Source organism: Sunxiuqinia sp. A32 (assembly GCF_052690465.1).
In genome coordinates this window covers 22,632-37,485 of the sequence record NZ_JBQYLI010000001.1, presented here as the reverse complement: position 1 = coordinate 37,485, position 14,854 = coordinate 22,632, and the positions used below count along the sequence as shown (strand labels likewise).

Below are 14,854 nucleotides of genomic sequence, written 5' to 3'. Positions count from 1 at the left end.
TAAGGTTTAGACTAATTAAGATGTTCCTAAAAAAAAGACTGGCTACCATTACTGGCAGCCAGTCCAGTAACTATAGTTCAATGGTTTCCCCTTCGGAGTAACGTAAATCAGAAAAATTCGGATCATCCGTATCAACGTTTGCACGGACTTTCACGGTAAAACGATATACGTGTCCTGACTCATACGCATCGTAAACAAAAGTGTTTGGGTTATTATTCAAAACCTGACTGCCTGCATTATTTCCATCTTTTGTAACCTTAATATATACCGACACAGGTTGAATGATATCGGATGGATATGAAGAAGGCAAATTCCAATTCAGTGCTACTGAATTACCTGAAATTGAAGAAGTCAGATTTGTTACCGGAGCAATCGGCTCTCCCGGTTTCGAGTCAATTATTTCATATTCACATGATGACATTATAAATAAAAATGCCAGTATAATTAAAAACGTTATTCTTTTCATCTCGTAAATTTTAAATTAGTATCCCGGATTTTGCTTATAAACACCTTGAGACCAGTTCATCTGAGCCTGAGGTATTGGTAGATATTCATCACGCCCTTTGGTAAAGAATGCAACATTCATCCAATAGCGCCGATTCTTTTCTTTTTCGAAATAAGCATTCATTACATCTCCGGCAATTCCCCACCGAACCAAATCATAAAAACGCCTTCCTTCCATTGCAAATTCAAGCCTTTTTTCCCACATCAGCGCTTCCCAGGCGTTCTCTTTTGTCCAACTAATATTCACACCGTCTTCATATTGAGCAATATTATAGGTCGTCGGGTAGTTTCCATTTGAAAGTTTTAACATCCCAGTACTATTTGCTGCACGTTCACGAATTTGATTAATTATTGGCAAAGCCTCGTCTTCCCGATTCAATTGAATTAAAATTTCAGCTTTCCACAGCATTACTTCAGCCAAACGAACTTCCTGCTGGTTTTTAGAATTGAACATCCAGAATGCATCAAACAAACCAGGGCTATCGGTTTTCACCTGTTCTTTCATTGAATGAAAATATCCGTAATCGGCTGGTACCCTTGTACCGGTGCTATCGTATTGAAACTCCTGATACTTCCAAGGGAACCCAGGAATTCCGACAGTATGCCCCATACGTGGATCAAAGCTGTTATCAGCGAAATAGGCATTCTTATCAACAATTTCCTCGTCGTTAAACGTATTGAAAAGAGGTAAACCGTCAGCATCTACTTTAAAGGCATTAACCATATTAACCGATGCCTTATGAAAGTCGCAACAACTATAAAATGGTGTCCACCAAGGGGCTGTTAATCCATTCCCCTCGTTTAGCTGTCCTCTTGGTGTTCCATCGTCAATTGTAAACTGCAGCTCCCATATGGACTCGGGAGAACGGTTGTCCCAATCGAGTAAAAAATTGTAGGCAAAATCACTGGCCAGACTGAAATTACCGGAATTAATAATAAAATCGCAATAGCCCAGAGCTTCTTCTAACTTTGCATTATCGATACTCGTTACCTGATGTTGAGCATCTTGAGGATAGGCCATCCATAAGCAAGTATGTGCAAGGAATGCCTTTGCTGCATATTGATTAGCCCGGCCAACTTCCGGTTGTGTTGGAGGCAAATTATCTGATGCAAACTTAAAATCGTCGTAAATTTTCTTCCACAAAGGAAGGTCACTATCCATCCCATCAGGATGATTTGAAATCTGGTAGATACTATCAGACGTTGCATTTTCATCAATATATGGTATCCATTTCCAACGTTCTTTCATTTTGAAGTGCATCCATCCACGCAAGAAACGCATTTCAGCTAGTCTGGTCGTCTTTTCAGGATATTCGTCATCCTCCATCCTTTTGATCGCATTAATTGCCGTGTTTATACGAGAAATGGCAATGTAGCCCAGATACCAGGTTCCATCATTGTTGCCCACGTTTGGATTCACCAATGAGAAAACCTCCATTTGATACCATGCAGGCTGGTCATCCAAACCGCCACCGCCTTTGTAAGCATCATCCGAACGCAGACTTGGAATCCATGGATTTAAAGTTTCAAATGCACCAGTTCGCCCGTACATCGCATATGCGGCGGTAACCAACCCATCAACATGTTTGGGTTCATTCAGTTGATTTTCTGTAATAATACCCTTCGGGGTAACATCCAGAACATCCTGACATCCCGAAAATATGGATGCTCCGAATCCCATTAATAGTAATATATATAATAAGTTTTTCATAAATACTTTTTTAAACGTTCTTAAAATGAAACATCAACTCCAATCAAGAATATTTGTGGCCTTACATAAGGACTGGAATACTCACCTGCTTTTGATGGATTTTCCGGATCAATACTTGTATAAGCATTATCACCCCACGATTTTTTGAAATTGATTATATTTTGTGCATTTAGATTAATGCGACACTTCTGTATCCCAATTTTCGAAGTCAATGCATTAGGAAGTGTATAACCCAGCTCAATGTGTCTCAACTTCAAATAAGCACCGGATTCCATAAAGTAGGTAGACAATCTTCTTTCATCATTCGGATTCTGCATAGATAGTGCAGGAATATCTGAATCATAATTATCAGGGGTCCAGGCATCAAGCAGTCGCGTTGCGTGGTTAAAACCTTGCTGTGTCCAAACGGCCCAGAAATCGCTGTAAGTTTTCCAATCGTTACGAACTTCATTTCCAGCTACACCTTGCCAGAACATACTGAAATCAAAACTTTTATACTTTGCGTCAAAATTAACTCCGTAGATAAAATCAGGATCACTGCAGCCAATCCAGGTACGATCATGTTCCCAGGTAATGCGTCCATCTCCATCGAGGTCTTTGTATTTGATCCTTCCTAAGCCTTTACCCGGTTGTTCCGGTGAATTATCTACTTCATCCTGCGACTTAAACAATCCATCAGTTATAAACCCATAAAATGAATGCAATGGTCTTCCCAAAATATCATCATCCAATCCGTTACCTCCATAAGAATATCGAACAGACTCTGGAAGGTTATCAATTTTATTTTTAAACGAACTGATATTTCCTGTAACAGAGTATGTAAAGTCTCCACTGGTCTTTCCGAAATAGGTTAGCAAAAACTCGAAACCTTTATTTGACATATCTGCGGCATTTACCCAACGATAACCTCCTTCTCCAATAGCCCCGATATATGGAGGTTCATACAACATACCTTCCGTATTCTTGATGAAATAATCAAATGATCCTGTCAACGCACCTTCCAGCAATCCAAAATCTACACCAAGGTCAATTTGCTCGGTAGCTTCCCATTTCAAATTTGGATTTCCGGTGTGTACTTTACGAAATCCGGAATAAAGCATTCCTGTTTCATTTCCAGCTAATCCATAAGCAGTGTTATTGTAATTCGCATCGTAATAATTCACTAAAGCATTTGTAGGAATATTGGAGTTACCATTCATACCCCAGCTAGCTCTCAACTTTAGATCGTAAATAACAGGATTGTCTTCTAAAAATGACTCTTTGCTTAAGCGCCAACCAGTGGATACTGCCGGGAAAAAACCATATTGATTATTCTTACCAAATTTAGACGAACCATCATAACGCAATGTGGCAGATAACAAATATTTGTCATCATAAACATAGTTGAATTTCGAAAAATAGGAGAACAAACTCCACTCATCTCCACCACCATAAACTTCCTGAGTTCCTGTTGCTGCACTCAAATACGCATAATCATAATCTTCCAGTTCGATATCTTTACGATATCCTCTGAGGTCTTCAAATTCATATTGAACCAATTCTGTTCCTAATAGCGCATCCAAACGACTTTTACCTTTCTCTAATTTATAGCTTAAAGTATTAGACCAGGTTGTCGTCAGATTATTTGAACGATACGTATTTACACCATTATTTACATTCTGCTTTCCACCAGCTTCACGCCATGTAAAATCAATCTTACGGTATTTGTGGGCAGTATAATCAATTCCATACAAGGTTTTAATAGTTAATCCTTTGTATAACTTCAATGAAGCATAAATACTTCCCACCACCTTATCAAAATAATCGTAATTATCTTTTCCAAGGGTCAACATTCGAACGGGATTATTGTAGTCGTCCATCCCCATCGAATAAGCTGTTCCTCCCCAACTTCCATCTTCTGCATAAACAGGTATAATTGAAGGAAGTGTCAAAAATGAGTGACTGTGGTTTTGATTGTTCATCTTAATGTTACCCAGTGATATATTTTCACCAACAGTCAGGCGATCCTTTATCAAATTATACTCTGAATTCAACCGAAGTGTATACCTGCGGAACATCGTATGAATCTGAGTTCCCTGATTTTCATAATAGTTTAATGAAAACAAAGTTTTAGATTTTTCATTTCCATTCGAAACTGTAAGCTGGTGATTGTTTTGCATCCCAAGCTGAGAACCTTCCTTAAACCAATCAGTATCAGCCGAACGCTGTGTTTGTTCAGGATTTAGCCATTCAACAGGTGTCACTTTATTCAACACCGCATTACCGTTCTGGGAAGACCAGTCATAATCATAAATCTGTGTAACCAGATTCGGATCTCTTCCGTCGTTGATAGCAGCTTGCCATAAAGCTTCTCCATACTGTTGAGTGTTCATCATATCAATCCGGTTCATGAAGCTTGAAATACCAAATGATCCATTATAAGTAATATTTGTTTTCCCTTCTTTACCTTTTTTTGTTTCAATAATAATTACACCGCTGGCAGCACGTGAACCGTAAATACTTGCAGAAGCAGCATCTTTTAACACCTGGATTGAAGCAATATCCTGTGGATTAATGTCTCGCAAATTCATGGTAGTAGGTAAGTCGTCAATAATAATAAGCGGTGGAGCCGAACGCAATGAAGTTAGACCACGAATTTGTATGTTTACATCTCCAACCGGATTTCCATCACCAGTAATAAAAACACCGGGAATACGACCTTGTAGCCCCTGCATGACGTTTGCATAACTATTTTTTTCAACGTCTTCTTCGGAAACTGTAGCTACAGAACCTGTTAAATCTGCTTTCCTTATTGTTCCATATCCAATAGCAACTACTTCCTCCAGACCGATAGTTTCCTCTTCCATAGTAACATTGATAACAGGCCTACCTGTAACCACTATTTCCTGTGACTTCATTCCAACGAACGAAAATACCAGAATAGCATTAGCAGGTACTTCAGCCAATGAATATGTCCCATCGACACCAGTAATAGCCCCTTTAGTTGTCCCCTTAACGACTACGGTCACTCCAGGTAACGGCCGTCCCTTGACATCAGTTATCAGACCTGAAATACGAATGACATCGTCAGCCTGATATTGAATGGAATCATTTATTGAAATCACAATTGTCCGATCAATAAGTTTATAGGAATATTGGTGGCTATCTAAAACTTGGCTAAGGACCTTATCAATATTCACATTTTTCAGATCAAGCGTATACTGTTTATTCGCATCAAGCTGATCGGTTTTAAACAGAAAACCATAATCAGTTATCCGCTCAATCTCGTCAAACAACTCTATAATAGTCACATTTCTCACATTCAAATCAAACCTCATATTTTGAGAGTATGACCTGGCACCAATAGCCATAATCGAGAGAAATAATAAAAAGGTTGTTAATTTCATAACTAACAATAGTTTTTTAATCCCAGACCTTGCTTTGTCTGGTAATAATCGATTTTTCTTCATAATTTTGGGTGTTCTTTGTTAAACAATAGGTCAAGCTAAACGGCAAATTTTTCCTGGCCTTGAATTTTCAAAAACATGAACCGGGCGAGTCTTCAGCTTCCCGGTTTTTCATTTTAAAGTTTCGTCATTTCATAAGTTAAGTTTGTTTGATTTAAATTTTTTTTTCTAATAAATAATTATTTCATCTGGACCAACCGATTTTTCAATGATCCGGTAGTTAAAGTCAGTGGTTACTTTTAACATTTTGAGTACATGCTGAGCTGTCGTAGATTTTTTAATAGTTCCTGTAAATCTGAAATCCTTGTATCGTTGCGTCTCAAAAGTGAACTCAACATTGTACCATCTGCTTAATTCTATGAATATATCTTCGAGACGTTGATCGCGAATAACAAATTTTCCATCTCGCCACGCTGAGATGACATTAGCTGCAATCTGTCGAACTTCTAATTGATTATTTGATTTTTGATAATAGGCACTTTCTCCAGGGTTAAGAGAAAGAAGTTTTTTCCCGTTCGGAGCCTGTATTTCTGCTTTTCCTTCAACTAATGAAGTTTCGATATAATTATCGTTTTCATATGCTTTTACATTAAAAGTTGTTCCTAAATCATATACCACCAATTTCCCGGTATTCACTACAAAAGGCATTTTTTCATTATGAACAACATCGAAATAAGCCTCTCCTCTTAAATCCACTTTTCGTTGATTACGAAATCGGTCTTCCTGATAGGTGATTTCTGATCCGGAATTTAGCCACACACGAGTTCCATCAGGAAATTCCACAACGCTTACACTTCCCTTTAAGGCTGTATATTTTTGTATACCAAACTCCTGTTGACTTGAATGGAAAATAAAGTAACCTGCTAGTCCTCCCAAGGAAAAGATCAATACAAAAACTGCGGCGATCTTTGCAATATTATTAATAATACGAAGCTCTTTCCGTCGTTTCTTATAGTCAATTTTTCTTAAAAGTTCTTCAAGCTCTGCCGGGGAACTACTATTTTCTTTTCCAACGGCAGACTTAACCCACAAACTTTTAATTTCATAAAAACGTTCCTGATCCTCTCGCCTATTCTCCAGCGAATTATAAAATTCTGCCCTTTCTTCTTCGGTTGCCTCTCCGTTTAAAATTTTAGCAAGTAACTGGTCTTTCATCAATTTGTTGTTTTTGTATAAACAACTCACCCGACCGATACCCTAATCAAAAAGTTAAAAAAATCAATTGTAAGATTTTAGTTTAGGAAGTCTATCAAAATAGGAATTATAGGTAAGTACTGTTTTAATTCAATTCTTAGGATTTTTAGGGCTTTTGTCAGATGGGCTTCAACTGTCTTCTGACTCACTTCAAGCTTTTCTGCAATTTCCCGATTTTTGAGATCCTGGCTTCTGCTCATTTCAAAAACAACCCGACAATGTTTGGGTAATCTTTCAACTGCCAGATTAAGGTTCTCCTTCAATTCGTTGTATTCAAGGAACCCGTCAGTTAACCGGGATAAACTCTCAAATTGGTACTTCATTTCCAACCATCTGATCTGGTCGTGATGTTTTAACCTTACCTGCCGTTGCTTTAGGATATTTAAGCAGCGGTTTTTTACCAGAGTGAACAGAAAATTACTGATGTTTGAGTCAGGAGATAATTCATCGCGTAGCTCCCACAATTTTAAATACGCATCCTGAACCACTTCTTTTGCTTCCTCCCGGTCATCCAGATACTGATAACCAAGATTGCTAAGTGGCTGAAAGTACAAATGGAATAAATCCTTGAAAGTATTCCTGTCGATTTTAAAAAAGCTTGTTGCTTTTTCAGGCATATTTCAACATTCAAAAATTGTACAGAACAACGCGTTATTTTTTATAATTCAAAAGATCGCTCTATGCACGAATCTCTTTCTTAATCCAGATATCGTGCATAGAGCAATCTCAAGGACTCTAATTATTATGTGAAAAAACTTTATTTCACAAGTGATTTTTTTGCAATAAAGGCTCCATAATACCCCACAACGATAAAGGCAAAAGCTGGAACCCAGTAAGCAAACTCGATACTTCCTGACTGATCGGAAATTATTCCTTGAACCTGAGTCAATACAGCAGCTCCTGCAATGGCCATAACCATACCAGCACCACCAATTTTCGTATCTTCACCAAGTCCTGCAATACCGAGGCCATATATAGTTGGAAACATCAAAGACATACATCCGGAGATACCCACCAAGGCATAAACGCCAATTGCTCCCTCTCCGTAAACCGTGGTTATGCTACAAACCACAGCCAATGCAGAAAGGATAACCAATAAAATTCGGGGCTTTACAAACTTCATGATACTTGTACTAATGAACCTGGCCAGCACAAACAATATCAAGGAGATGATATAATAAGTAGCTCCTGCCTGCTCTGCTGTTCGCGGTAATAGTGAATCTAATCCAATTGCATCAAAGAAATTGTAAAAGGCGGCAGCCATTGGTTCCAGATTTCTCAAACGATCGATAATCATCTCCGTTGAAGCATCTTTCCCCAATTCCGCTACCACTGCATCCAAATGTAGTTGCTGCATCACATACCGAATGATAAAAGACCAAACAGCAATTTGAGCTCCTACATAAAAAAACTGTGCAACTACGGCCCATACGTAATTCTTGTTCTTCATTAAACGCCGAAATGTTCCAAGAAAATCGAGTCTCTTGTCGTCTTCTTTCAGGCTAGGCATTTTGGTAAAATAGATTGCGAGCAGTAAACCAACGATTACCAAGCCCACCGTCATGTAAGCCATTGTTACAGCATTCAACTCAGCACCTTGAATTTTAACCAGTTCACCCGGTGGCAATAATGACCTCTCTCCCGCACTCATGGTACTTAATTGTGATAAAATAAATACCTGGCTGATTACAACCCCGGTAATCGCACCAAATGGATTGAAGGATTGAGCGAAATTTAACCGTTGAGTAGCCGTTTCGTCCGGACCGATTGCACAGACATATGAATTAGTTGATGTTTCAAGAATAGATAAACCTGCAAAAAGAATTAGTATAGCCAGTAAAAACATCAGAAAACTGATGTTAATATTCCAACCAGCAACTAACATGGCCGGATAAAATAAAAATGTTCCGGTTGCATACATTCCCAAACCCAGCATTACCCCAGATTTATAAGTAAACCGTTTGATAAATAATGCTGCAGGAATAGCAAAACAACCATATCCGAGTAAGTAGCATGCAACTTGAATCCAGGCTGTTTTTGAATCCGTTAAGCTCATGATCCTTTTGAAGGCTGCAAGCATTGTATCTGTCAAGTTATTTGGCAATGCCCAGGCAAAAAATAATGATGTCAGCAAAATAAAGGGTAAAACAATCCCCCGGGGAATAACAGCTTTCTTTTCCATGTTAGTTCTTTTTGAATTTAGTTTCAATAGAATATAAATTCAGGTCAAATAGAGAATTTACAATTTTTGCCAACTCCACTTTTTCACCTTGAATATGTACCACACGTTGTACATGAGTTAACGATTCTCCAGGCTCTAAAGAAGCTGCAGGAGATGAGGTTTCAATTTCATAGAAGGGTCCCATAATTTTGCCGTCCACTGGCCCATCGTTGTACGAGTTAATTGCATCTCCGGCATATGGATCATCCTGTTCTCCCCAGTTAGAATTTACGTAATCAGCAGGTTCTTCAGGAAGCGAACACCAAAGCAATGTCAAAACATTGGTACTTGAATCAAAGCTTCCGCACAGGTTCTTCGCTCTTGCCGGTGGTATACCTATTTTACTCCGATACTTACCATCAATCTTGAAGAATACAGTCCCACTATCCACCAACAGTCGGTCGGATGGCACTTTGCCAAAATATTCATCATTCACAATAGTACCTTCAGCTTCAGTCTCATATGGAATAAAAACAGTGGTTTCTGGTGATGGATTAAACATGCACAACAACCAAATCGAAGGTAATCCACTTTCTTTCACCCATGGATTTTCTCCATTGTTAGTGATAGTATTTTCCGATTGATAAGCAGTCACATCAAAAAATCCTTCTGGTAAATCAACATAAAGCATTGAATACAAATCTTCGCGGCCAATTAAAGATACCTTGCGTTTGATTCCAATATTGAACTCTGATCCGGATGCATTCTTTAGTACCGTATTCTTTTCAAATGAGACAGAAGTTGAACTTACCTGGCTGATATCGTAGCTTTCCGTATCCAGAACAGCAGGAACTGCCCAATTTTCGAACACCTGTTCGTCACCTTCTTTAAAATAAAGTGAAAAAGGTCCTCCTTCCGGTCCCAGCCAAAAGCGCTCTTCTCCACCGAATGGATTGAACTGATTATTCTTCTCACCAGACTTGATGAGATCGTAATTTATCCAGCCAAAACTCAATCCTTCATTTCCATTTGCCGACGAAGTCATTACCCTCCCCTGAAGGCTTGGTATAACCATGACTTTTGCCATATCATTGACATCAGCCAATTCCACAAAATCGATGTTGTTAGCTTTTAAGAATGCGGCATCATAACCATAAGAGCCAATCTTATAACCATTCAATTTCATCTCATCAGTTTTTTGCTTATTAGAAGAGGAAGAACAGGAAACCAATCCTAATAATCCAACTCCAGCTATCATTGAAAATAAAATTCGTAACATAGTTTTAAAATTAATTCACTTCAATTTCCTGCCATGATGGTAACTTAGGAAAATTTGTGTGTGGCTCGGACTGATACCAATAGCTTACCGAAATAATATCTGATTGCTGAGGAAGATAACGATGACCATGACGCCATCCTAAATCCTGAATGGTCACTTTCAATCCCTTCTTAAATCGGATTGGATCAAGAATATGCCAACGATATAAACCAAAACGCTGCTGAGCTTTATAGGATCCGTTAGGCCGGATTACCTGATGCAAACCAGCATATGGTGTGCAAAATTCTTTGTATTGACCATCCCTGTCAAAATTGTATGATCCACAGAAATAGTCTTCAGTTCCTGTTCCGCAAATCGTTGGAAATTCAGAATCTCCATCCATAAAGAACTTGATTTCGCCTTCTCCCCACCAACCGTTATTATTTACTCCCCAGCCAATGTAGGTTCCAACGTATTGTCCTTTACCTTTAATGCCATCAACCAACGTATGAACAGAACCTGTATTTGGATTACTTCTGCGGTACTGAGCATGGAAGTAAGCCGCATCATTAGGAACATCAGTCAATGTATAATCAATTTGATAGTACAACCTCATTTCATCCTGATCATTGATATTCTCCATGGTGATCTTGCACTTCTTGCGAAATGGCATTGGCCAATAGCAGTTAAAAGCACTACCCGGGTTTACACAAATTGCCTGTGAAGAAAGCAGCGCATACTCGTTCCATCCCATAGCAAAAAAATCACCTACAGGGCATTCAACAGAAGGCTCGGGTTCATCATCCCAATACATGCGGATGATCGAAAATTTCCAGTTCCCTGTTGGCGTCATCCAAATGTGTTGAATTGCACCTGAACCATCAATTTCAGCCAGGGTAAAGGTTTCACCCGGCTTGATAATTATGAAAGGATTCACTTTCCAACCTTGTCCTAAGTCACGTGCCACATCTGCCGCATTTGCCTTATTCCGGGTTCCTTTGTCTTCAAGAGACGCCATACCTCCTTTACCTTTCTCTCCTGTAAAATTTTCAGGACTGATAGACCGGGTTTCAGCATCTGACATGCGATAAATGTTTCCCATATTCATATTAAGACCATTAAACTCTGATTGCGAATAAGCCAATCCTGCAATAATGATCGCTACAAATGATAATAATAATCTTTTCATCTTCTTTTTTATTTTGGTTTAATTAGTTAATATTCTATTTCTTAACAAGACCCTCTTACTACTAATTGGGAGTCCAACTTTAGGTTTTGCAACTCTTTTTTGCCTTTCATCTGTTCTATTAAAATGCGCACAGACTCATGCCCTAACTTTACCATTGGTTGCTGAATAAACGTTAGTGGCGGATTGAAAAAATCAAATGCTTCATTTCCATCAAAACCAACTAATGCTAATTCATCGGGAACCTGTATTTGTAAATTCCTTATGGCATACAATCCGGCAAGTGCTAATGCATTGGTGGCAAAGACTACAGCATCACATTTCTTGTTTTTGTAAATATCGTCGATAACCCGATCCATCTCTTTTCTGTCAAAATGATAGGGTAACTCCGTTATACAGATTTCGTTTTCACGTTCTGCATCTTTCATTGCCTGCATATACCCCTTCGTTCGTTCTTCCATATGCACCAGTGAGTTTTGATATGCTACCATTCCAACCCGTTTGTAACCATTCTCCAAAAGATGTTCAACTGAATTATAAACTGCAGAAAAGTTATCAAGCACTACAAAATTTGATTTTACCTCAGGTAAGTAGCGGTCAATTAACACCAGAGGAACTTCCTTTTCAATCAAAGATGCTATCTGTTCTTGACTGCCCTCCGTAGGCACAATGATGAACCCATCAACCTGCCGATTAAGGAATGTATCAACCAGTGATTGTGATTTTTTACAATTTTCATCTGAACTACCGAAAATGACAGTGTAACCATTTCTAATCGATTCGTCTTCTATAATTCTTGCCAATTGTCCAAAAAACGGGTTAGCAATATCTGCGACTATTAATCCGATTGTATTGGTTGAACCTTTGCGAAGGCTGCGCGCAATTTGATTTGGCTTGTAGTTTAATTCTTTTGCCGCAGCCCTGATTTTTTTCACCACTTCCGGCCCAACACGCTTTTCTTTTTCCAATCCATTAAGGACATAAGAAACCAATGCAGTGGAAACTCCCACCTTATTTGCAATATCTTTTAATGATACTTTTTTTGCCATCTGCATTAAAAATTATTCACCAACAAAAGTATGCTTAATCGTTTAAACATAAACTCAAATTAATGATGTTTAATAACATTCCAGTGTGAATTATCAACTATAAATTACTGTTTCTCTTCAAATTACACTCATCACAAAACCCTAGTTTCAATAACCAACTTGGCAAAAATTAGTGAACGCTATCATAGCCTATAAGATAGCTCCATGACAATAATATATTAATCATTAATTTCTGTTTCAAGCTGGCCCCATAGCTTTAAAATTAGCAGCCACTTTACAAGATCCATTGTTTGTTCCTAATAAACTGAGTCCACCATTAAGTCAAATGCTGTAAACTCAATTTTCGAGGTATTCAATTTTGAAACGCCAGGCAAGGCTCCCTTCCCACCATGCCGGAAAGTTTGTTGTCCACAAATTATTGAACAAACAAAAATGGATACCACCGTTCAGATCGGGCATATTGAACGAATAATTCAAAGCACTGCGCTCACCAATGGAAGCAACAGGAGCATCCAAACTTGTTATGCGGATTGTTCCCTTTCCGCAAACGATGTCAAAATAATCTTCGATACCGTGCATTTGTCGGTTTCCTGCCTTTACTACATCCAAGACATCAACTGGCATTCCTACCTTATCCGCAAATACTGAGACTACATCTGCCGGGAAAAACGATACCCAATACGCTTCGGGCAATCGAACTGCTGGTTTGTTTAATAAAGAAACTGTCATTTCCAAACTACGACCATCCGGAGAAGTGCGATACTGAGTATGTACCTGTTCTGGTAACACTCTCGAATCTATACGGGAATCATCCGGAAATTTTAACGTACATTCTATAACATCCTTTTTCCCAACTCCATGCACAGTAGCTTTGTCTTTACGGGCGACAATTGTTGCACTTTGGGCTTTGCTATTTTCCAGTCCTGGCTTGGTAAAATAATATTTTAATCCGCCACAATAGTCCCTTACATAATCAATAACAAACTGGTCATAATCGTCAGAAGAATAGGTTTGATAAGAGACCTCGCCTAGATTGCATTCGACACCTTTGTACGAAAAACTGTAAGATCCATCCCAGTTCAGTTGTTCAACATTCTTTTCCTTTGCTATTTCCAATGGGCTTACCTTACCGATTTTTGCAACTGCCTCGTTTGCTTCTTCTTGCAAGCCAGGAGGTAATATAGCAATCGCTTCTTCGACACGATTATCTTTCTCCTCCCAGGAAAGTTCTGCCCTCCTGAATTCAAATAGATTGCGGAAATCATTAAATACATCCACATCATATTTGTCCCAATTTTTAATATGAACCAAATGGTCTACCCCCCATGTATGTTCGGCAAATAATCCGAGGTGAATGGCAAAATTAATGGCAAGATCACTACCCTGATCCAATTTTCCATTCCTCAACCATTCAGAATATAAACGCATTAACGCCCTGTAACGCGACATAGCAACCGGCGAACTAACATAACCAAAAATCCATGTATCTCCAATTTCAGAAGTTAATACCGGAAGTTGGTCTGAGATTTTTAGCAGTTCTTCTGCAACATCGTTTAATGTAGCTGCCACAATTTCGGCGTTTGGATAGCTTTCATGAAGCGAGGCAAAAATGGCTTTAACATGTTCCGCAGCATGTGGCCCATGATTATCAGGGGTAAAACTAACTGAAACAACAGTTTCTCCGTCTGGCAGCAGTTCATCACCACCATAGTCTTTCTGATACATTAAAACAATCTCCTTACCATCGGTGTTTCTCCATCTGCAAAAAGGAGGAACTTCCGGGACTGCACTGCAATTATTCACGCCTACATTCAAAAAACGGATTCCGGCGTCATACAAAGGTGTAATGATGCTGCGTGTATGTCCAGGTACATCAGTCATTTTAGCAGCAATCGTCTTTTTGCCATACTTCAAATCTAAACGTTGAGATAAATTCAACATGGACTCAAATATATCTTTGCTCACCGATTCGGACTGGATGGTGTAAGGTGCAGCATTCCAAACAATGTCCCCCTTTTTAATGGCCATATCAAGTTTCTTCTTTGCCTCAGGAGAAGCCTGACGCATATAAGCATCAATTAACCATGTGCCGGTTGTCCACACATATCTCGCATCACCTCCTTCTTCACGCAGTTGCTCAGCAAGATCAATGGCTTTAGGAATAAAATTGTCGATATATTTCTTCTCAATTTCAGAAGAAAGCCCGGTGTAGCCCAAATCAAAATGCGTTTTAAAAATAACATACACCTTCTTAACCGGCTTTTCCTGCGCTAATCCAGCTAAGACATATATCACAAAAAGTAACAATAGTACTGGTCTTTTCATATATCTCAATTTTTATCGGG

10 protein-coding genes are annotated in these 14,854 nt (G+C 38.8%); all 10 read right to left on the bottom strand.

Annotation, left to right across the window (positions count from 1 at the left end; genetic code table 11):
• Nucleotides 1-70 precede the first annotated feature (70 nt).
• The 10 genes from ACUNWD_RS00140 to ACUNWD_RS00095 all read right to left on the bottom strand — a co-directional run bounded on the left by ACUNWD_RS00140 (nt 71) and on the right by ACUNWD_RS00095 (nt 14,834).
• Complete coding sequence (locus ACUNWD_RS00140) at nt 71-466, bottom strand: DUF4945 domain-containing protein (protein WP_445585725.1); 396 nt, start codon at nt 464-466, stop codon at nt 71-73.
• Between the two features lie 15 nt (nt 467-481).
• Nucleotides 482-2,215, bottom strand: coding sequence for a RagB/SusD family nutrient uptake outer membrane protein (locus tag ACUNWD_RS00135; protein WP_445585724.1), 1,734 nt, complete (start codon nt 2,213-2,215; stop codon nt 482-484).
• A 20-nt stretch (nt 2,216-2,235) separates the two neighbouring features.
• Nucleotides 2,236-5,664, bottom strand: a complete 3,429-nt coding sequence (locus tag ACUNWD_RS00130; RefSeq protein WP_445585723.1) for a TonB-dependent receptor — start codon at nt 5,662-5,664, stop codon at nt 2,236-2,238.
• 165 nt (nt 5,665-5,829) lie between these two features.
• Nucleotides 5,830-6,816, bottom strand: a complete 987-nt coding sequence (locus ACUNWD_RS00125; RefSeq protein ID WP_445585722.1) for a FecR family protein — start codon at nt 6,814-6,816, stop codon at nt 5,830-5,832.
• A gap of 77 nt (nt 6,817-6,893) precedes the next feature.
• Nucleotides 6,894-7,472, bottom strand: coding sequence for an RNA polymerase sigma-70 factor (locus tag ACUNWD_RS00120; protein WP_445585721.1), 579 nt, complete (start codon nt 7,470-7,472; stop codon nt 6,894-6,896).
• 140 nt (nt 7,473-7,612) lie between these two features.
• A complete protein-coding gene (gene fucP / locus ACUNWD_RS00115) occupies nt 7,613-9,037 on the bottom strand; it encodes an L-fucose:H+ symporter permease (protein WP_445585720.1) in 1,425 nt (474 codons plus the stop codon).
• Nucleotide 9,038: 1 nt separating this feature from the next.
• Nucleotides 9,039-10,295 carry a DUF6786 family protein gene (locus tag ACUNWD_RS00110; protein WP_445585719.1) on the bottom strand — a complete coding sequence of 419 codons (1,257 nt, stop codon included), beginning with the start codon at nt 10,293-10,295 and terminating at the stop codon, nt 9,039-9,041.
• A 10-nt stretch (nt 10,296-10,305) separates the two neighbouring features.
• Nucleotides 10,306-11,463, bottom strand: a complete 1,158-nt coding sequence (locus tag ACUNWD_RS00105; protein ID WP_445585718.1) for a glycoside hydrolase family 172 protein — start codon at nt 11,461-11,463, stop codon at nt 10,306-10,308.
• A 41-nt stretch (nt 11,464-11,504) separates the two neighbouring features.
• The gene (locus ACUNWD_RS00100; RefSeq protein WP_445585717.1) at nt 11,505-12,509 is read right to left on the bottom strand and encodes a LacI family DNA-binding transcriptional regulator; all 1,005 of its coding nucleotides are present in this window, start codon (nt 12,507-12,509) and stop codon (nt 11,505-11,507) included.
• 336 nt (nt 12,510-12,845) lie between these two features.
• Nucleotides 12,846-14,834, bottom strand: coding sequence for a DUF5054 domain-containing protein (locus tag ACUNWD_RS00095; protein ID WP_445585716.1), 1,989 nt, complete (start codon nt 14,832-14,834; stop codon nt 12,846-12,848).
• Between the last annotated feature and the right edge of the window lie 20 nt (nt 14,835-14,854).